This is a genomic window from Lactobacillus delbrueckii subsp. bulgaricus, from assembly GCF_046938665.1.
In the GTDB taxonomy this organism is placed as follows: Bacteria; Bacillota; Bacilli; order Lactobacillales; family Lactobacillaceae; genus Lactobacillus; species Lactobacillus delbrueckii_C.
Genome location: NZ_JBKZCD010000018.1, coordinates 1 through 18138 on the forward strand (window position 1 = coordinate 1; position 18138 = coordinate 18138).

Genomic DNA, 18138 nt, shown 5'->3' on the forward strand with positions numbered 1-18138 from the left:
ATTTGGTGTCTGTGCATAGAACCTCGGTTGACGGGCTGTAAAGTCGTCCTCTAGTTTGCTTGATCTGACCTAACATAGATCAAGGGAGCATTTGTAATGCTCAAGCATTGCATGAAAAAGGTTGGTCTAGATATTAAGGCTGTTAAAGCAGACACTTGGCTAAATTATGTCAAATGACACAATTTGACCGAATTTTCTCTTACATGGTAAAATAGCAGAGTAATAGAGAACTTGCCGCGCGGCAGGCTCTATTTCCCGGAGCGGCGGTGTTTTCCCCATGTTTTCGCCGCTCCGGAGGTTATAAATCAGTCGAGTGCTGGTGACAACCTACATTTCCTATTAATCCTAATGAGAACCGGCCCCCTGGCCGGCTCTTTTTTTCGCTTGCACCCGGGGACTTTTTTGGTTAATGTAGATACAGATATAATTGGACGGTGACAAAAAATGCAGATCAACCTGAAAGACTTAACTAAAGCAATCGAAGAGCAGACTTACCTGTCTGACATGGAGACCATTAAATATTCCGAAGTCTCCCGGAGCAAGAAGAAGCTGCGTGAACACGCCTTGACCATGGTCCAGGAAGTGGCCACGGCCTTGAATAAAGACCGGCTCATGCAGGTCCAGCTGGTTTTGGAAGGGAAGAACCCCATCACTTTTGCCCTGGAAACCAACATCATCAACCTGCCCCTGGCCAACTACAAGAAGCTGATCAACTTCTTTGACGAAGAAGAAGCCCAGCCGGTCAAGGTTTACTTTGAAACGGCCAGCGAATACCTAAACGCTTCCCACTTCCGGATCGACCTCTTCATGGATGGCGACGAATTAGTAGCCGATGTTGAAGGGGCAGCCGACCGCCTGGCTGATGCCATGAGCGAGAAGATCAAGCAGGTCAAGGAAGGCGAAGCAGCCGCCAAGGAAGCGGCTAAAGAAGCCAAGGCCAAGACGAAGAAAGAGGAATAATTATGTGGAGCTGGAACGTACTGGGAGTGGCCCTCTGGGTGGGAGCCATCGTTTACCTGGTCTTTATCGTACAAAATATCCGGCACCGGCGGCTGAAGATGATCATCCAGCGCCAGCATAAATTTGAATGGGGCAACTTCCTGATCAGCCTGTTGGAAGTCGCCAGCTTCTGCTTTTTGGTCGGCTGGCTCTTAGCCGTCAGCCTCTTTGACGACCCGAACTTGACGGATACTTCCCGGATTGCTTCGTCCGTGACCTACAAGCCCCTGGTCCTGCAGCCTAGCGCCAGCCAGAGCTACTATGTCCAGGTCAAGTCCACCAAGAACCGGGATTTAAGCCAGCAGTATATTTTTTACCTGAAGGGGAAAAAGTATACCGTGCCCAGCCACCTGGCTACGGTCTCTTATGAAAAGGACCCGATCAACGTGACGGCCTCTGCTCTGCCATTCAGCCGCAAGGAGCTGAAGAAGGAAGATTCCCGCTACCAGCAGGCCTACGTGGCCATCTACACGGCCGAGTACAAGAACACCGCGGCTAACGGGATCGGCCTCCATGCTGGCCGCCGGGCCAAGCGCTTCTACCTGATCCGGGTGCCGGACAGTTCCTTTATTGACAAGGAAAGCAAATAAGAATTAAACAAAGTAAAAATCGCCTTCTAATTAAAGAAGACGATTTTTTTCTATAGTTTGCTATTACTTTTTCTCAAATCTGACGATTCGGAGTCCTTTGCTTCGGCCTTTTTCTTCCTTGATATAAGCCAGGAGGCCGCCGTCGAGGAAGGCTAAAAGCAGGTTAGAGGTCGGGAAGTCCAGGACATTGCCGGACATGTAGCTGGCCCCCAGCAGCAGTGCGCTGGCGATCAGCAAACTGGTTAAGTAGAAGGTCCGGCAGGCTTTTTCCTTCAGCCACGCAAAGGCCCCGTAAAGGATGATGGCTGGGTAAAAGGCCAGGTAAAGGAAGGCGCCGACTAGCCCCAGAGAGTAGTACTGGGCCGTGAAGTCCCGCTCCAGGTTAAAGATGTTGGTCTGCCGCATATAACCGATCCCCAGCCACTTGTCCAAAGGATCATTGTCATACTTGACCACTTGCTTAAGCATGGCCTCTTCGACCTTGCGGTTGGCTAAACGGACGTTGGCCGGCTCTTTAAGCAGGTCGATCCAGAACTGCGGGTCGTACTTATATGGGTAGGACTTGGTAATGAAGCGCTTGTTTAAGGCGTACTTCTGGTAATATTTGGCCAAAAAGTCCTTCTCAAACTCCTGCAGCTTGTCCGGGTCATTCTTGTACTTGGCCAGGCCCGCCTTTAAGAGCGCGTTTTCCTGGTCGATCTTAGAGTCGTGGCTGTTTGCCCAGTAGATCTCATACTTGTAGCGCTGGACAGCCGGGGAGACCGGCCAGCAGATCCCGGTGATCCCTGCTAAGGCCAAGAGGGTGACCAGGCCGCCTTTAGAGAACTTGACGTTTTTTAAGAAAAGCAGGTGGATCAGCCAGGCAAGCAAACTGACGGCCAGGGTCCCGGCTAAGCCGTAGAGGGCGACTTTCGTACCGACTTCCAGCATGGCCAAAGTCTGGCTGAGGGCCAAAAGGCCGGTCTGCCAGGAGAAGCGCTCAAGAAGCAGGTAGAAGACGACCGGGGCCAGCATCAAGAGGATGGCGCTCAAGGTGTTGGTAAAGTAGAAGAAGCCCTTGGAGGCACTGTGGGAGTAGCCGTAAAGCGGCCCCATGAACCAGGTGAAGATGTTGCCGGAGATCACCCCGGTTTCGTAGGACTTCAAAGAGACCACGAAGAGGTTGCTCAAGACGATGGTGCCGGTGAAGAGGCCGCTGACCCAGGCGAAGGCTTTTAACAAGAAGTCCTGGCTGATTTCCAGCTTCTTGGTCACCCAGATCAAGGCCAGGGGCAGGAGCATTCTGAAGAGGTAAAAAATCTCCCCGAAATTCGAGTAGCCGTAATCGTTCGGGCTGAGGCTCTTGAAGTTCTGCATGTGCCAGAGGTGGAAGATCCCGTAGAGGGTCAAGAGGGCCAGGTAGGCCCAGAGCCAGGCCGGAGGCAGCTGCTTTTGCCCCCAGACAAGCAGGCCCACCAGGACAACTACTCCGGCGATCCGGATGATGGTCGGGATGGTGAAGGGCAGGATGGTGGCCAGCTTCCCCCGGTAGAAGAAGTCCAAATCTAGGAAGGGCTGGAGGAGGATGAACCAGTAGAGCAGGCTTTTAGTTTTTTCTTTCATATTGTCAACTCGCTTTCTCTACTATCTTAACAAAAAACTCCGCGGGATAACCGCGGAGTTCTCTTACTTGCTCTTCTTGGCCGGAGCCTTCTTTTCCTTCTTGTCCTTGTCGTCAGCCTTCATGGTCGGGGCCACCTTTTCGATGGTCACGTTGTTGGTGGAGAGGGCCTTGGCCTTCTTGGCTGCCCGGGCCGGCTTCATGTTCTTGAAGTTGACGACCAGCTTGTAGTTGAGGTCGCTGACGGCAGTAGCGTCAACGTCGTCAAAGGAAGTGATGGCCAGGAGGGCGGAGTTTTCATAGATCTTTTCCACCGTGCCTTGGAACTGCTTCTTCAGTTCTTCTTCTGACTTGGCGTTAACGACGGCACCTAATTCAACATCGGCTTTCTTCATGGCAATCTCCTTAATTCGCAAATGGTTAAAATTTCAACTAGGCTATGATATAGTATAAGGCGAAAATTTTCAAGTTAGGAGATCCCTTTTGGCTAAAAAAATTATCTTGATTGCCGGTCCCAGCGGGGCGGGCAAGACGACTATATCTGAATACCTGACCGACCGCTACCAGATTCCCCGGGTGATTACCCACACCACCCGGCCAAAGCGGCCTGGGGAAAGCGGGTCAGCTTATTATTTTGAAGACGATGCTTCTTTTGCCCAGCTGCACTTCTTTGAACATGTCAAATATGGGGACTACCAGTACGGGTCCAGTAAAGAAGGGCTGGAAAGAGCCTGGGAGAAGAGCGACCTGGTCAGCTTGATCGTGGACATCAAGGGGGCCCGGTCCTACTTGGAAGCATTAGGTGACCAGGTTTACTTCCTTTATGTGACCTGTAGCCTAGATACCTTGGCGCAAAGAATGGCTGACCGGGGGGACGCAAGTGACCAGATCAAGAAGCGGCTGGCCGGCAGCGAGTTGAACGAATTGCCGGCAGATTTGGCAAAATGCGCCCATGTCCTGGTCAATGACGACCTGCAAGCGACCTATGCCAGCTTGGACAGTTTGGTAAGAAAATTGCAAAATTAAGCTTTTTTTCATAGATTGTAAAAAAGGCGTGACCTTTTTGAAACAGAATTGAAATATTTCTCCTGTAAGATGTTAAACATCAAGTTAAGAAAAGGAAGTAAATCATTTTGAAGTTCAAGAAGTCATTAGCCAAAGTTTTAGCAGCCGTATCCCTGGCCTTCGCCGGTTTCGTTGCCGTAAATACTGTTAACACTCAAAACAACACTGTCCAAGCTGCTTCTAAGACCAGCCAGCGCAACAAGGTCGTTTCCCTGGCCAAGAAGCAAGTCGGCAAGCGTTACGTTTACGGGGCAACCGGTCCTAACGCCTTTGACTGCTCAGGTTTGACCAGCTACGTTTACAGCCACGCTGTTGGCAAGTACTTGAGCCGGACTACTTACAGCCAGGTTTACCAAGGCAAGACTGTCCGGGTTTCAACTGCCAGCTTGAAGAAGGGCGACCTGCTTTTCTGGGGTTCCAAGTCTTCCCCATACCACGTGGGTATCTACGTTGGGGGCGGCCAATACGTGCACGCCGCTACGCCAAGCCAGGGTGTCCGTAAGCAATACCTGAGCTCCTACTTCTGGCCATCAACTGCCAAGCGGGTTATCTAATTAGCAAACTTCAAAATGATCAAATCAGCGTCTTTGAGGCACCCGCCTCAGGGGCGTTTTTCTTTGCCTTTTTGGCCTGCAGATTAAAAGCAAAAGCTGGACTTTTAAGGGAAGGATTTACGGAAAGAAAAGTCTGTCAGCCCTTACCTGGCCTGGAAAGGCGGGAGAAAATTAAATAGTTAAGAAGTTGAAGGAAAGGGTTGTAAATGAGAAAGGAATTAAATAAAATAGGAGAAATTATTGAAAGAAATAAAGTGAAGTCCTAGAAAAGAAGGTATTCAAGATGAGAATTGCATGTTACGGCGTTAGGCCGCTGGAAAGAAGTTATTTTGAAAAAATGAACAAGTATAACTACGACTTGAAGCTCATTCCTGAATACTTGAACCGGGAAAATGTAGTACAAGCAGCAGACTGCGACGCCGTCCTGGTCCGGGGCAACTGCCTCTGTGACCGGACCAACCTGGAGCAGTTCAAGAACTACGGGATCTCCTGGGTCTTCACCCGGTCAGTCGGCGTGGACCACTTCGACCTGGAAGCCGCTAAGGACTTGGGGATCTCCGTTGCCCGGGTGCCAAACTACTCCCCATACGCGGTAGCCAACCTGGCCTTTACCCTGGGTTTGACCCTGTCAAGACACGTTGGTGAAGCTGCCCATCATGTCCATGAACAGGACTTTGGGATGCATCCAGACTACTTCGCTACGGAATTCAACCGTTTGAAGGTCGGCATCTACGGGGCCGGCAAGATCGGGGCAGTTGAAGGCAAGATGTGGCAGGCTCTGGGCGCTGAAGTTTATGCCTATGACCCATTCCCATCTGACTTCGCCAAGCAATACTGCACTTTTGTAACAGAAGACGAACTGCTGGCAACTTGTGACATCGTTTCCGTTCACGTGCCATACTTCCCAGGCAAGAACGACAAGCTGATGAACGCTGAATTCATCGCTAAGATGAAGGAAGGGGCAGTCTTGGTCAACACGGCCCGGGGCGAACTGGCCGATGAAGCCGCCATCGCCGCCGCTGTCTCCAGCAAGCACCTGTCTGGCTACGGCGCTGACGTGGTCTCCAATGAAAAGAAGATCATGGGCCACAATTTTGATTGTGAAAGCGACGTGCCGGACCAGGAAGTCCAGTCCTTGATGGACCTTTACCCGCGGGTGCTTTTGACTCCGCACATGGGCTCCTTTACTGAACCAGCCCTGGAAGACATGATCTCCTTGTCATTTAACAATTTCCATAACATGGCCACTGAGGGGGCAGTTGATGCCCGCAATGAAGTCGTGGCTGCACCGGAAAGCTCCACTTCCGCATCTGAGAAGCTGCGGGCTTAATGAATTAAGGTTCTGGCTCTGTGCCGGGGCCTTTTTTTACGGAAAAATTGCAGGATGTTAAAAAACTGCAAAGGCTTATTAAAGGAACTGCAAACGGTCTGTAAATTTCCTGTAACACTCATCGGCTATGATATAAGCATCGAGAAAAGAGAAAGAGAGTTACAACGTAATGAAGCAGTTTAAGCAGATCTTAGCAAAATTAACCTTAGCCCTGGCCCTGGTTGTGCCAATCGCTGTGCAGGCAAACAGCCACCAAGCCCAGGCAGCAAGCGTGACGACCAAGCGGAACAAGGTGGTTAAGTTGGCTAAGAAGCAAGTCGGCAAGCGTTACGTTTACGGTGCTACCGGTCCTTCCAGTTTTGACTGCTCCGGTTTGACTAGCTACGTTTACAGCCACGCCATCGGCAAGTCCATTACCCGGACCACTTACACCCAGGTAAAGAAGGGCAAGACCGTTAAGGTTTCAACTGCCAAGCTGAAGAAGGGTGACCTACTCTTCTGGGGCTCCAAGTCCTCTCCATACCACGTGGGGATTTACGTGGGCGGCGGCCAGTACGTGCACGCGGCTACTCCAAGCCAAGGGGTCCGCAAGCAGTACTTGAGCTCTTACTTCTGGCCATCAACTGCCAAGCGGGTTATCTAATTTATCATTACCTGCTGAAATTACGATAATAACGATAAAAAAGAAGGTCAGCGCGGCAAAAAGCGCTGGCCTTTTTAGATTGGACTTAATTTTAACAATCTAGTATTCTTTTTGTAACATTCCTGTAACATTGGTAACCTATTATGGATCTTGCGTAAAAAAATCAGAATAGAAAAGGATATCTAAGTTTTGAAGTTCAAGAGTTTATTAGTCAAAGTTTTAATGGCCCTGGCCCTGGTCGCACCTGTTGCCGCCAGCGTCCAAGCTCCGGCAGCCCAGGCAGCTACTGTTAAGGCTGTTAACAAGCAGGTTGTAGTCAACTACGTGTCTGGCTACAGCGTTAAGGCCTGGAAGAATTACAAGGTTAAGCTTGGCGCGGCCAACGACACTGGCATCAGCTTCAAGCACGGGACCACTTTGACGGTGATCGGCGAAGTTAAGTACAAGAAGCAGACCTGGTACAAGATTGCCGACAACGAATGGATTCTGGCTTCTTACACTTTGAGTCCTAAAGCCTGGGCCAAGAAGGCAGCAGCTGCTAAGCGGGCCGCTGCCCAGGCAGCTAAGAAGGCTGCTAAGGCCAAGAAGCTATCTAAGAGCAAGAAGACCAAGCAAAACAAGGTTGTTGCCTTGGCCAAGGCCCAAGTGGGCAAGCCTTACGTTTGGGGCGCTACTGGTCCTTACAGCTTTGATTGCTCCGGCTTGACCAGCTACGTTTACAGCCATGCTCTGGGCAAGTACATTACCCGGACCACTTACACGCAAGTGCACCAAGGCAAGGCGATTGCTGTGTCTACCGCAACTTTGAAGAAGGGGGACCTGCTTTTCTGGGGTTCCAAGTCTTCACCGTACCACGTGGGGATTTACGTGGGCGGCGGCAAGTTTGTTCACGCGGCTACTCCAAGCCAGGGCGTGATCAAGCAGAGCCTGAGCTACTACTTCTGGCCATCAACCGCCAAGCGCTTGATTTAAGCGAGAAATATCCTTTTATATAGGACGCCAGCTGGCGTCCTATTTCTTTTGCCTTTTGCTATTAAAAAACAATTGTATTTTTTCTGTAACCTTTCTGTAACATAACTTGCTTACACTAGAAAAAGCGAATTCAATTTAGGAGCGGAAAAAAGAAAGATGAAGCGGAAATTCAGTTTAGTACTTTTGTTATTGGCAGCTTGGCTGGGCGGGGCACAGCCGGCCTACGCGGCAACTGACAGCCAGGACAGCAATATTACGATCGTGAAGAAGACCCGGGTAGCCTATAACAAGGGCAATAAGGTCAACACCTGGACCACTTACGGGGCCGGCAAGCAATTGCTTGGCCAGGTTAAGTCCGGCTACAAGTTCACGGCTACGGGTCAAGCCCAGTATAAGGGCCGGACCTGGTACCGGATCAAGGACAATAAGTGGATTCTGGGCACCAACACGGTCACGACTAAGAAGTACGCTTCAATTAAGGCTAAGGCTACTAAGACGGCTAAGCAAAAGAAGGTAGTTGCTTTGGCTAACGCGCAAGTCGGCAAGGCTTACGTTTGGGGAGCAACTGGCCCTTACAGCTTTGACTGCTCAGGCTTGACCATGTACGTGTACAAGAAGACAACTGGCTTGTCATTGCCGCACTACTCAGTCAGCCAGCTCTACTACGGCAAGGCAGTTTCAACCAAGAAGCTGGCCAAGGGGGATTTGCTCTTCTTTGGCTCTAAGTCAGCTCCGCACCACGTAGGGATTTACGTGGGCGGCGGCAAGTTTGTCCATGCTTCCAGCCCGACGGTTGGGGTAATCAAGTCTACTGTTAGCACGAACCGCTCCAGTGCTTTTTACCCATCCAGCGCGCGGAGAGTTATTTAAGCCGTGTTCTGTTCTTGCATTTTTCTACCGGTCTAAGTAGAATGAACTTGAGCCGGTGACGGCCAATTAAAAGTTTACACGTTTGAATTAGTCGTCCTTGCGACGGCTTTTTTGATTGCCAGCAACTTTGCTTGCTATTTTCCGCCAAACTGCGTAAAATAGGTAATAGAAAAAGGACAGGTGCTGGAACACCTATCCTTTCATTGATTGAGCCGGTGACGGCCAATTAAAAATGCTTTTTAGTTAGTCGTCGTTACGACGGCTTTTTTGATTGCCAGCAACTTTGCTTGCTATTTTCCGCCAAACTGCGTAAAATAGGCAATAGAAAAAGGACAGGTGCTGGAACACCCATCCTTTCATTGATTGAGCCGGTGACGGCCAATTAATTAAAAAGTTTTTTATCTAATTAGCCGTCGTTACGACGGCTTTTTTGTTCTCGCAATTTCTTGCGAAGAACATCCACCCAGTCGATTAGCAGGCAGAGAGTCTTTACCGTGGCGACACAGCTCTTCAAGAGCAAATTGGTCATGTCCACAAGCAGTTTCAATCCGCCCACCATCCAGATTAAGTGAGCCAGCAGGCTCATTTTACGGTGGCTCCTTTCCGTAATGATAGGAAGAAGCCGATGAAAAGCTCAAAGGCACCACTCCCTCCGTAGAGGCCGCCACCGTTATGCTCAATCGGAAATATTATAGCACGTGTGTTTGGTGCAGTGCTAGTATTTGCCAGCAACTTTGCTTGCATTTTTCTACCGATCTAAGTAGAATGAACTTGAGCCGGTGACGGCCAATTAAAAAATGTTTTTTATTTAGTCGTCGTTACGACGGCTTTTTTGATTCACTAGGACAAGTTGCAACGATTATTCAACACTTGCATATTTCCAGCGGGGAGGGCGACGGCGCCTTCCCCGTTTTTGTAATCATTTTGTAATCATCAGGGGGCTTGCGGGCCAGGGGGGCGAACGCTTATCATTAATATTAAGTATAAATTTTGCTTCCGCTGGAGGAAAAAATATGGGTAATGCAAGATGGATTAAATTTATGGGCGCGGCGGCGCTCTTTTTTGGGGGACTGGGCCTAGGCGGCCAGCCAGCAAACGCGCAAGTTAAGGGTCACCTGTCCAAGGTCCAGGTAGTCAAGAAGGCTCCGGTTTGGACTAACTATAAGAAGGGCAAGAAGACCCACAAGTACCTTAAGAAGGGTGCGGTCAAGAAAGTCAAGGCTTCAGCTACTGACAAGAAGCACAAGGTCTGGCTGAAGATTGGGAATAAAAAGTGGATTGCCAGCAAGTACACGGTTGTCTTGACGACGACCAAGCAGACTGCTTCCAAGAAACCGGCTAACCCGGTCTTAAATACTAGTCAATTGACGCAAGCCGCTTCTTCTCAGGCTCCAGTTGGTTCATCTTGGCGGCAAAATGCCGTAGTTACCTTAGCCAAGGCGCAAGTCGGCAAGGCTTATGTCTGGGGCGCGACCGGTCCAAGCAGCTTTGACTGCTCCGGCTTAGTCCAATGGGTCTACAAGACCGCGATCGGGCAGACCGTTTCCCGGACGACCTATACCCAGGTTAAGGAAGGCGTGGCAGTGCCGGTATCAACGGCCAGCCTGCAGCCGGGGGACCTCCTCTTCTGGGGGGATGTGGCAGCGCCATATCACGTTGCAATTTACGTGGGCAATGGTCAATATGTTTCCGCCGCTGATGAGCAGCAAGGGGTCATCTTGGCAACCATCAGCAGTTACTTCTGGCCAACAACGGCCCGGCGGATTCTCTAGTTTCCGTGTTAAAATAGAGTTAGCGGTGTAAGGGAGGAAATGAGCATGAAGAAGTCTAATATGATCAAGTTTTCTGCTGCAGCGCTGACTTTCTTAGGGATCTCAGCGACAGGGGTCAAGCCGGTCAAGCAGCCGGCCCAGGCCGCCAGCAAGCGGATCAAAGTTATCAGCAAACAATACGTCACCGTCTGGACCAACTACCAGAAGGGGCGGCATGTTGCGACCCACTTAAAGAAGGGCAGCAGCCACTTTGTCTACCAGACGGCAACTGACGCCATGGGCAATCTGTGGTACCGGATTGGCAAGAAGGAATGGGTCATGGCCAAGTACTTTAACCAGGTTAAGTCTGCCAAGAAGGCCGTGAAGGCCAAGATGGTTAAGAAGACCAAGGCTAAATCTAAGAAGACGAAGACGGTCAAGAAGGCCCGCAGTGCTGCCAGTTTGGCAGCTTCTTGGTCTGCCCCGATGGGGTCCAAGGCCCGGGCTAAGGCGGTCGTGTCTTTAGCCAAGCAGCAGGTCGGCAAGGCCTATGTCAAGGGTTCTAAAGGTCCGAATGCCTTTGACAATGCCAGTTTGGTTGCCTATGTCTACAAGCAGGCAGCTGGCGTCAACACAGGTTCTAGCACCAAGAGCCAGGTCAAGAAGGGGATCGCGGTAGATCCAAGCTCTGGCTTCGCGGAAGGAGACCTTCTTTTTTGGGGTTCCAAGAATAAGCCATATAATGTAGCCATTTATGTGGGGGACGGTAAATACGTTACCGCTGCTGGAGACCAGCAGGGTGTTGTGCAAGCGAGCCTGTCCACCTACTTCTGGCCTAGTCGGGCAAGAAGAGTCCTATAGCAATAGGAAAGCCAGGCTCTAGTGATAGAGTCTGGCTTTTTATGCGGTCTAAATTTGGTAAGCGCTAAAACGGGCTCGGTCTTGGGGGGACAGGCGGGCGGAAACTTCGATTCCGTCAGCTTGGTAGTCTTCCTTTAAGACCCGGGAGTGCTGGTGCAGGTAGGCCAGGTCTTTACCGGCTGTTAGCGGCAGGCGGAGGTCAGTGATCTGGTAATTGCTGAAAAGGCGGGTCGTGATCAGCTTGGCCAGGGCCTGGATGGAAGCTGGGTCAACCGCGCTGTAAAGCAGGTCGCCCCCTTCAATCTGCGGGTAGTTACGGTCTGTCAAGTCAGCCTTGTTGTAGGCGGTGATCATTGGCAGGTCCTTGACGCCGATTTCGTCTAAGACTTCCAGAGTGGTCTTGATCATCTGGTTCATGTTGGGGTCAGCGGCGTCAACGACATTGATCAAGAGATCAGCGTCTTTGGCTTCCTGCAGGGTCGCCTTGAAAGAGTCGACCAGCTTGTGGGGGAGCTTGGAAACGAAGCCGACCGTGTCGGACAAGATAAAGGAGAAACCATCCAGGTCGATCCGGCGGACTGAGGTGTCCAGAGTCGCAAAGAGCATGTCCTTGGCCATGACCTGCTTGTCTTCATTGCCAGCCCCAAAGGCCTTAAGCAGGCCGTTCATGGTGGTAGACTTGCCGGCGTTGGTGTAGCCGACCAGGGCGACCTTAGGCAGGTGACTTTGGTTGCGGCGGGCAGCCTTGATTTCTTCCTGGCCGGAGATTTCCTTTAATTCATGTTTGATAGCGGAGATCTGTTTGCCGATGGTCCGCCGGTTCATTTCCAGTTTGGATTCCCCGGCCCCGCGGTTGGCGAAGCCCCCGCTGGTGGACCCGCCGCTGCCGTGCTGCTGGTCGAGGTTGTTTTCAGACGGGTGCAGGCGGGGCAGTTCATACTGCAGGCGCGCTAATTGGACCTGCAGCTTTGCTTGCTTGGTCCGGGCCCGGGAAGAGAAGATTTCCAGGATGAGCTCGGTCCGGTCGATGACGCGGAGTTTGGTCATGTGTTCCAGGTTACGGATTTGGACTGGGGTCAGTTCATCGTTGACGATGAGGACGGAGGCCCCGAGCCCTTGGGCCAGGTCTTTGATTTCAGCCACCTTGCCCTTGCCCAGGTAGCTGGAGGCGACGATGTTTTCCGCCTTCTGCTGGCTGGAGCCGACAACGGTGAAATTATTGGCTTCTGCTAAATTGGCCAGTTCGGTCATGGAGTAGTCAAAGTTGGGGTCGTCTAAGTTGACTCCGGCCAAGTAGGCTTTGACTGAGTGAGTTTGATTGTCGATCATCTATATCTTCCTTTCTATATTGCTAGATGATGAATTTGTACATCTATTTATTATCTATTGTAAAGAAGCGGAGAAGAAAAAGCGCTGAATTTGCCTAAATTTGGGCGGAAATTGCTCAAACAGATAAATGTTAAGGAAATTTGATCTATGGAAATGGATTGGAAACGATTTAAACCTTTTTTGTGAAGGTTACATGTTGTATAATGGGATAATATCATGGATTGAGTATGCGATAGTAGCAATGCTTATCCAACAAGAACAATTATGTTCTAGGAAAAATAGAGATAAAAAATGGGCATGGAATATAAGGAGAGTAAGAAAAGATAATTATGAATGAACCTGATCAAAGTCGTGTTCATCACCACCACCACCATCACCATCACCACCGCCGCCGTAAGCGCCATATTGGCCGCTGGATCGCGGGAATTGTTGGGGTCTTGCTGCTGGCAGTGCTATTAGTGATTGGCTATGCTTATAAAAATGCCAGGGATGCAGCAACGACGATGTACACGCCGGTTTCAAAGTCTACCAAGTCAAACAAGAACCGGTCCAGCTTAGACAAGATCCTGGATGCCAAGAAGCCAGTAAACCTCTTGATTCTGGGGACTGACACCGGGGCTGAAGGCCGGAGCGTAAAGAACTACCACGGCTTGACTGACTTGATGATGTTTGTCACGGTTAACCCAAGCAAGAAGCAGACGCGGGTAACCACGATTGCCCGGGACTCCAAGGTTAACCTGCCGGACTATCCGGAGGTTTCACCGATCAAGCTGAACAGTGCCTACTCTTTGGGCGGGGTCAGTGAAACGATCAAGACCCTGGACAAGTACTACAGTGTGCCGATTGATGGTTATGTCCTGGTCAACTGGGAAAGCACCATGAAGATCATCACCAAGATGGGCGGGGTGGATGTCATCTCTCCATTGACCTTTGACAATATGGGCTACTCCTTTAAGAAGGGGCAGATGTACCACATCTCTGGTAAGAAGGCTTTGGCCTTTGTTCAGCTCCGCCACGGTGACCCGCGGCAAGACTATGGCCGCCAGGAGCGTGAACGGTTGGTGATGATGGCTGCGATTAAGAAGAGCGTGTCATATAAGACCATCTTGAACAGCTCATTCATGCAATCTTTGGGTGACAGCATGCAGACCGACTTGAGTATGAACGACATGATCAATATCGCTATGAATTACCAAGGGGCAACTGACAATGTTAAGTCAGATTACGCTCAAGGGAAGAGCAGCAGTGTCAACAACCAAAGATTCGGCAACATGGAAGTTGAAATCATGTCTACTAAGGAAAGACAGCGGATTTCCAATAACATCCGGCAAACTTTAGGAATTAAGAATGTCAACGTTTATAAGGAGGATAACTAGTGAGCGCTGAACAACAGAATAATGAAGAAGTAACCATTGACCTGCGCAGGCTCTTCATCTTAATCAGAAAGCACATTATTAGCATCTTGATTTGGATGATCGGCCTGGGCTTGATCGCTTATGGGGTTTCAGAATATGTTCTGGTGCCCAAGTACACAGCTAGCACTCAGCTCCTGGTCAACCGTAAGTCAACGGATGCTAACCAGGCTTATGCCAACCAACAAGCTGACGTTAATGCCGTTACTACTTACAAAGACATTATCACTAGTAACGTTATTTTAAAGGGTGCATCCAAGTACCTGGCCAACCCAGTAACTCTGGTTAAGAAGGCAACTCCAGCCAAGAAGGCTGTCTACAAGACCAATGATGATGGTACTAGAACCCTGGTTAAGAAGGCTGTTAAGGCCAAGCCAGCGGTTTACAAGCGTGAAAGCAAGAGTTACTCAATTTCACCTAGTGAATTGTCCAGCGCGGTTTCAGTAACTACCACGACCTCTTCTCAGGTCTTCACCTTGTCAGCTACGGCTGAAACTCCAGCCAAGGCACAAGCAATTGCCAATGCGGTTGCCAAGGAATTCAAGGAACAGATTCCAAAGATCATGGATGTTAACAACGTGACGATCGTGGCGGAAGCGCCTAAGGGAAGCCAGTCGTATCCAAATGTAAAGATGATTACTTTGGTTGGCGTTTTGGCTGGTTTGGTAATCAGCTTGTTGATCATCATCATCAAGGACTTGTCAGATACGACTGTCCGTGAAGATTCATTCATGACTAACGAACTTGGCTTGACTAACTTGGGTGAAATCGCAAGCATCACGATGCCAAAGGACTGGACTTTTACGGCCAAGACGGCTGAAAAGCGCGGCAGTTCCAGAAGACGGGTTTAGGAGGTCAGCATGGGCTTATTTGGCAGAAAAAATCATTTAGACAGTGAAACGATGAAGAACGGGGCCAAGCTAATTACCTTGGCTAACCCGCAAAGCGTTATTTCAGAGCAATTCAGAAATATCCGGACCAACATCAACTTCATGAACGTGGACAAAGAAGTAAAAGTAATTGCCTTTACTTCAGCCATGGCCAGTGCCGGTAAATCAACAGTCAGTGCCAATGTATCGGTTACCATGGCTCAAGCTGGCAAGAAGACGATTCTGATCGACGCAGACTTGCGTCGTCCAACTTTGCATTCCACCTTTAATGTGTCCAACAGCAAAGGTTTGACGACCCTGTTGACCAGCCGGGGCAAGGAAATGGATGCGGAGAGCGTGATCCGGGAAAGCGGAGTGGAGAACCTGTCAATCTTGACAGCTGGTCCAATCCCACCAAATCCTTCAGAACTGCTGTCATCCAAGCATATGTTGGACTTGATTGAAGACTTGAAGCAAGTCTATGACATGGTCATTATCGACTTGGCGCCAATCTTGGACGCGGCTGAAACCCAGCAACTGACTAGTGCTTTGGATGGGACGATCTTGGTTGTGCGGCAGGCTCATTCACAAAAAACCGCAGTCAAGCGGGCAATTGAGCTATTGAAGCTGACCAACTCACCAATCTTGGGATACGTTATGAATGACGTTGATGCCGATGGGGATGGCGGTTATGGCTATGGTTACGGCTATGGCTATGGTTACGGCTATGGCGAAGAAGAGGAGAAAAAAGGCCTCTTTGGGAGAGAGAAGTAACTTATGCCGGTAGTTGATTTGCACTGTCACATCTTGCCAGGCATTGACGATGGGTCAAAGTCCTGGGATGTGTCATTGAATTTGGCCAGAGCGGCTGTGGCGGATGGCGTGACACATGCCTTGTGTACTCCACACACATTGAATGGCCGCTACACCAACCATAAGCAAGATGTGATTAAACTGACAGCAGAGTTTCAAGACCGAATTGACCAAGCGGGGATTCCGCTTACAGTCTTTCCTGGCCACGAAGTCAGATTGTCAGGCGGCCTTACTGAAGCTCTAGACAATGATGATATTCTCTTCTGCGATGAAGATGGCCGCTACATGCTTTTGGAATTGCCAAGCAATGAAGTGCCGCATTATACCAAGAACATGGTTTATGAACTAACCAGCCGGGGGATTACCCCGATTATCGTTCACCCAGAGCGAAACAAAGAGATTCTAGGCAACCCACAGAAGTTGCAAGAATTTCTGGAAATGGGCGTTCTGGTGCAAATTACAGCTAGTTCATATACTGGCTTGTTTGGCAAAGAGATTGAGAATTGCAGCCGCAACTTTATCAAGGCAGGTCAATGTGCCTTCTTTGCCAGTGACGCTCATGATTTGCCGCGGCGGCAGTATCAGCTAAGTGCTGCCTTAGACAAGCTGGCTAAAGAATTTGGTGAAGAAAAGAAGAAAGAGTATTTGAATAACGCCCAAGCAGTAATTAATGGTGACCCAGTTTACTTGAATTGGCAGCCATTGCCTAAGAAGCGCAAGAAGTTCTTGGGGCTATTTTAAAAGTATAAATTTGGATGAAGGAGAGGAAAAGATGGATATGGAAGTTAGCAGTTCAGCCTATGTCAAACAGTCCAAAGTCAAGGGCCGCCCTATCTACCATGGGATTAAGCGCCTGTTTGATTTTCTGGCTTCTTTAGTTGCTTTGATTCTGTTGTCTCCGCTCTTCTTGTGGCTGGCGATTAAGATCCATGGCGAAGACGGTGGTCCGGTCTTTTACTCACAAATCAGAATCGGCAAGGATGAGAAACCATTCCGGATTTACAAGTTCCGGTCAATGGTAGTCAATGCTGAGGAGATGAAGAAAAAGCTCTTGGATCAGAATGAAGTTGAAGGCGCCATGTTTAAAATGCATGATGATCCACGGATTACCAAGGTTGGCAAATTCATTCGAGCCCACAGCCTAGACGAACTGCCGCAGCTATGGAATGTGCTGATTGGTAACATGTCGCTGGTTGGCCCTCGGCCACCTTTGCCGAATGAGGTTGACCAGTACACTGACTACGACAAACAAAGACTGCTGGTTAAGCCAGGCTGCAGCGGCCTCTGGCAGGCAACCAGCCGGAATGCAGCTGACTTTGCGGAAATGGTGCAGCTTGACATCGAGTACATTAATCGGAGTAGCCTCCTCTTTGATTTGTGGATCATCTTTAAGACAATCGGTGTTATCTTTCACCCAAATGGAATGTATGAAGAGTAGGAGTTTGCGAGGAATTTCAGACCTCGCTTTTTTATTAGGAAGTAAGCAATGACAAAGGAAAATATCAAAGTATGTTTGGTCGGATCAAGTGGTGGCCATTTGACTCATTTGTATATGCTGAAGCCATTTTGGCAAAACAAGAGCCGCTTTTGGGTTACCTTTGACAAAGAAGATGCTAGGAGCAAGCTTAAAGGCGAGAAGCTGTATCCATGCTATTACCCTACTAATCGCAATCTTAAGAATTTGATTAAGAATACTTTCTTAGCGATTAAAGTACTTCGTAAAGAAAAACCGGATCTAATCATTTCTAGCGGTGCAGCTGTCGCAGTACCATTCTTCTATATTGGGAAATTGATGGGAGCTAAGCTGGTATACATTGAAGTATTTGACCGATATGATAAGCCGACAGTGACGGGGAAGCTTGTTTATCCAATTACTGACAAATTTATCGTAGAATGGGAAGAAATGAAGCAGGTTTATCCTAAAGCAATTAACTTGGGAAGTATCTTCTAGAGGGACATATGATATTTGTAACTGTAGGAACACATGAGCAGCCATTTAATCGGCTAATTGAAAAGGTTGACGAACTGGTGGCTAGCGGTGAAATTAAGGAAAAAGTAGTTGTTCAGTATGGATTTAGTACTTACGAGGCTAAGCATTGTGAGATGCACAAGATGATGAGCTTTGATGAGATGCAAAATACCTTTAAGAATGCACGCATTGTCATCACTCATGGTGGTCCGTCTAGCTTTGTAGAAGCTCTGCAGTATGGCAAGGTGCCGATTGTAGTGCCGAGACAGTTAGAATTCAATGAACATGTTAATAATCACCAAGTTGATTTTACCAAGCTGATTGCGGAGAGAATGAATAACATCATTCCAGTTTACGACATTGGTGATCTTAGTAAAACGATTGCTGACTATGATATCATTGTGAAAACGAAGAACAGTGGTGAAAGTAGTAATAATAAGAAGTTTAATGAGAGTCTGGAAAAGATTGTTGATGGGTTGATGAGGTAGTTAAAATATCCATAATGAGTTAT

General features: G+C 49.1%; 21 protein-coding genes. 17 read left to right on the forward strand and 4 right to left on the reverse strand.

Features of this window, described 5'->3' with window-relative positions:
• Positions 1-444 precede the first annotated feature (444 nt).
• Both ACLUXO_RS07435 and ACLUXO_RS07440 read left to right on the forward strand, forming a co-directional pair.
• Entirely contained in the window at positions 445-960 is a 516-nt protein-coding gene (locus ACLUXO_RS07435) for a hypothetical protein (RefSeq protein ID WP_276212113.1), read from the forward strand.
• A gap of 2 nt (positions 961-962) precedes the next feature.
• Positions 963-1589, forward strand: coding sequence for an LVIS_2131 family protein (locus ACLUXO_RS07440; RefSeq protein ID WP_412137003.1), 627 nt, complete (start codon positions 963-965; stop codon positions 1587-1589).
• Positions 1590-1652: 63 nt separating this feature from the next.
• Here the strand turns inward: ACLUXO_RS07440 and ACLUXO_RS07445 are convergent, their stop codons facing one another.
• Both ACLUXO_RS07445 and ACLUXO_RS07450 read right to left on the reverse strand, forming a co-directional pair.
• Complete coding sequence (locus tag ACLUXO_RS07445; RefSeq protein ID WP_412137004.1) at positions 1653-3191, reverse strand: O-antigen ligase family protein; 1539 nt, start codon at positions 3189-3191, stop codon at positions 1653-1655.
• 63 nt (positions 3192-3254) lie between these two features.
• Complete coding sequence (locus tag ACLUXO_RS07450; RefSeq protein ID WP_412137005.1) at positions 3255-3584, reverse strand: hypothetical protein; 330 nt, start codon at positions 3582-3584, stop codon at positions 3255-3257.
• 88 nt (positions 3585-3672) lie between these two features.
• Here ACLUXO_RS07450 and ACLUXO_RS07455 point away from each other — a divergent pair, with 88 nt between their 5' ends.
• The 6 genes from ACLUXO_RS07455 to ACLUXO_RS07480 all read left to right on the forward strand — a co-directional run bounded on the left by ACLUXO_RS07455 (position 3673) and on the right by ACLUXO_RS07480 (position 8623).
• Positions 3673-4215 carry a guanylate kinase gene (locus ACLUXO_RS07455; protein ID WP_412137006.1) on the forward strand — a complete coding sequence of 181 codons (543 nt, stop codon included), beginning with the start codon at positions 3673-3675 and terminating at the stop codon, positions 4213-4215.
• A gap of 107 nt (positions 4216-4322) precedes the next feature.
• Entirely contained in the window at positions 4323-4808 is a 486-nt protein-coding gene (locus tag ACLUXO_RS07460; protein WP_412137007.1) for a C40 family peptidase, read from the forward strand.
• 283 nt (positions 4809-5091) lie between these two features.
• The gene (locus ACLUXO_RS07465) at positions 5092-6138 is read left to right on the forward strand and encodes a 2-hydroxyacid dehydrogenase (protein WP_412137008.1); all 1047 of its coding nucleotides are present in this window, start codon (positions 5092-5094) and stop codon (positions 6136-6138) included.
• Positions 6139-6307: 169 nt separating this feature from the next.
• Positions 6308-6781 (forward strand): C40 family peptidase, encoded by a 474-nt coding sequence (locus ACLUXO_RS07470; protein ID WP_412137009.1) that lies wholly within the window; start codon positions 6308-6310, stop codon positions 6779-6781.
• A 189-nt stretch (positions 6782-6970) separates the two neighbouring features.
• Entirely contained in the window at positions 6971-7753 is a 783-nt protein-coding gene (locus ACLUXO_RS07475; protein ID WP_412137010.1) for a C40 family peptidase, read from the forward strand.
• Positions 7754-7909: 156 nt separating this feature from the next.
• Positions 7910-8623, forward strand: a complete 714-nt coding sequence (locus ACLUXO_RS07480; RefSeq protein WP_412137011.1) for a C40 family peptidase — start codon at positions 7910-7912, stop codon at positions 8621-8623.
• 406 nt (positions 8624-9029) lie between these two features.
• On the opposite strand, the gene ACLUXO_RS07485 is transcribed toward ACLUXO_RS07480, so the two are convergent.
• A complete protein-coding gene (locus tag ACLUXO_RS07485; RefSeq protein ID WP_412137012.1) occupies positions 9030-9209 on the reverse strand; it encodes a hypothetical protein in 180 nt (59 codons plus the stop codon).
• Between the two features lie 427 nt (positions 9210-9636).
• On the opposite strand from ACLUXO_RS07485, the gene ACLUXO_RS07490 reads away from it, so the two are divergent.
• On the forward strand, positions 9637-10395 hold the full coding sequence (locus ACLUXO_RS07490; protein WP_412137013.1) for a C40 family peptidase: 759 nt from the start codon (positions 9637-9639) through the stop codon (positions 10393-10395).
• A 45-nt stretch (positions 10396-10440) separates the two neighbouring features.
• Complete coding sequence (locus ACLUXO_RS07495; protein WP_412137014.1) at positions 10441-11235, forward strand: C40 family peptidase; 795 nt, start codon at positions 10441-10443, stop codon at positions 11233-11235.
• A gap of 48 nt (positions 11236-11283) precedes the next feature.
• On the opposite strand, the gene hflX is transcribed toward ACLUXO_RS07495, so the two are convergent.
• The gene (gene hflX / locus ACLUXO_RS07500) at positions 11284-12564 is read right to left on the reverse strand and encodes a GTPase HflX (RefSeq protein WP_412137015.1); all 1281 of its coding nucleotides are present in this window, start codon (positions 12562-12564) and stop codon (positions 11284-11286) included.
• 329 nt (positions 12565-12893) lie between these two features.
• On the opposite strand from hflX, the gene ACLUXO_RS07505 reads away from it, so the two are divergent.
• The 7 genes from ACLUXO_RS07505 to ACLUXO_RS07535 all read left to right on the forward strand — a co-directional run bounded on the left by ACLUXO_RS07505 (position 12894) and on the right by ACLUXO_RS07535 (position 18115).
• A complete protein-coding gene (locus ACLUXO_RS07505; RefSeq protein WP_412137017.1) occupies positions 12894-13940 on the forward strand; it encodes an LCP family protein in 1047 nt (348 codons plus the stop codon).
• A complete protein-coding gene (locus tag ACLUXO_RS07510; RefSeq protein WP_412137018.1) occupies positions 13940-14827 on the forward strand; it encodes a YveK family protein in 888 nt (295 codons plus the stop codon). Before ACLUXO_RS07505 ends, ACLUXO_RS07510 begins: the two co-directional genes overlap by 1 nt.
• Before the next feature lie 9 nt (positions 14828-14836).
• Entirely contained in the window at positions 14837-15619 is a 783-nt protein-coding gene (locus tag ACLUXO_RS07515; protein WP_412137019.1) for a CpsD/CapB family tyrosine-protein kinase, read from the forward strand.
• A 3-nt stretch (positions 15620-15622) separates the two neighbouring features.
• Complete coding sequence (locus ACLUXO_RS07520) at positions 15623-16399, forward strand: tyrosine-protein phosphatase (RefSeq protein WP_412137020.1); 777 nt, start codon at positions 15623-15625, stop codon at positions 16397-16399.
• A gap of 31 nt (positions 16400-16430) precedes the next feature.
• Complete coding sequence (locus ACLUXO_RS07525; protein ID WP_412137021.1) at positions 16431-17096, forward strand: sugar transferase; 666 nt, start codon at positions 16431-16433, stop codon at positions 17094-17096.
• A gap of 63 nt (positions 17097-17159) precedes the next feature.
• Positions 17160-17609, forward strand: coding sequence for a PssD/Cps14F family polysaccharide biosynthesis glycosyltransferase (pssD, locus tag ACLUXO_RS07530; protein ID WP_412137040.1), 450 nt, complete (start codon positions 17160-17162; stop codon positions 17607-17609).
• A gap of 8 nt (positions 17610-17617) precedes the next feature.
• Positions 17618-18115, forward strand: coding sequence for a glycosyltransferase (locus tag ACLUXO_RS07535; protein ID WP_412137022.1), 498 nt, complete (start codon positions 17618-17620; stop codon positions 18113-18115).
• Positions 18116-18138: the final 23 nt, after the last annotated feature.

Excerpts from the sequence above, each read along its gene's own strand:
- ACLUXO_RS07490 (WP_412137013.1), top strand. The coding sequence starts at position 9,637 with ATGGGTAATGCAAGATGGATTAAATTTATGGGCGCGGCGGCGCTCTTT.
- ACLUXO_RS07485 (WP_412137012.1), bottom strand. The coding sequence starts at position 9,209 with ATGAGCCTGCTGGCTCACTTAATCTGGATGGTGGGCGGATTGAAACTG.
- ACLUXO_RS07495 (WP_412137014.1), top strand. The coding sequence starts at position 10,441 with ATGAAGAAGTCTAATATGATCAAGTTTTCTGCTGCAGCGCTGACTTTC.
- ACLUXO_RS07535 (WP_412137022.1), top strand. The coding sequence starts at position 17,618 with ATGATATTTGTAACTGTAGGAACACATGAGCAGCCATTTAATCGGCTA.
- ACLUXO_RS07450 (WP_412137005.1), bottom strand. The coding sequence starts at position 3,584 with ATGAAGAAAGCCGATGTTGAATTAGGTGCCGTCGTTAACGCCAAGTCA.
- ACLUXO_RS07480 (WP_412137011.1), top strand. The coding sequence starts at position 7,910 with ATGAAGCGGAAATTCAGTTTAGTACTTTTGTTATTGGCAGCTTGGCTG.
- ACLUXO_RS07440 (WP_412137003.1), top strand. The coding sequence starts at position 963 with ATGTGGAGCTGGAACGTACTGGGAGTGGCCCTCTGGGTGGGAGCCATC.
- ACLUXO_RS07515 (WP_412137019.1), top strand. The coding sequence starts at position 14,837 with ATGGGCTTATTTGGCAGAAAAAATCATTTAGACAGTGAAACGATGAAG.
- ACLUXO_RS07465 (WP_412137008.1), top strand. The coding sequence starts at position 5,092 with ATGAGAATTGCATGTTACGGCGTTAGGCCGCTGGAAAGAAGTTATTTT.
- ACLUXO_RS07435 (WP_276212113.1), top strand. The coding sequence starts at position 445 with ATGCAGATCAACCTGAAAGACTTAACTAAAGCAATCGAAGAGCAGACT.
- ACLUXO_RS07445 (WP_412137004.1), bottom strand. The coding sequence starts at position 3,191 with ATGAAAGAAAAAACTAAAAGCCTGCTCTACTGGTTCATCCTCCTCCAG.
- ACLUXO_RS07525 (WP_412137021.1), top strand. The coding sequence starts at position 16,431 with ATGGATATGGAAGTTAGCAGTTCAGCCTATGTCAAACAGTCCAAAGTC.
- ACLUXO_RS07505 (WP_412137017.1), top strand. The coding sequence starts at position 12,894 with ATGAATGAACCTGATCAAAGTCGTGTTCATCACCACCACCACCATCAC.
- ACLUXO_RS07520 (WP_412137020.1), top strand. The coding sequence starts at position 15,623 with ATGCCGGTAGTTGATTTGCACTGTCACATCTTGCCAGGCATTGACGAT.
- ACLUXO_RS07470 (WP_412137009.1), top strand. The coding sequence starts at position 6,308 with ATGAAGCAGTTTAAGCAGATCTTAGCAAAATTAACCTTAGCCCTGGCC.
- hflX (WP_412137015.1), bottom strand. The coding sequence starts at position 12,564 with ATGATCGACAATCAAACTCACTCAGTCAAAGCCTACTTGGCCGGAGTC.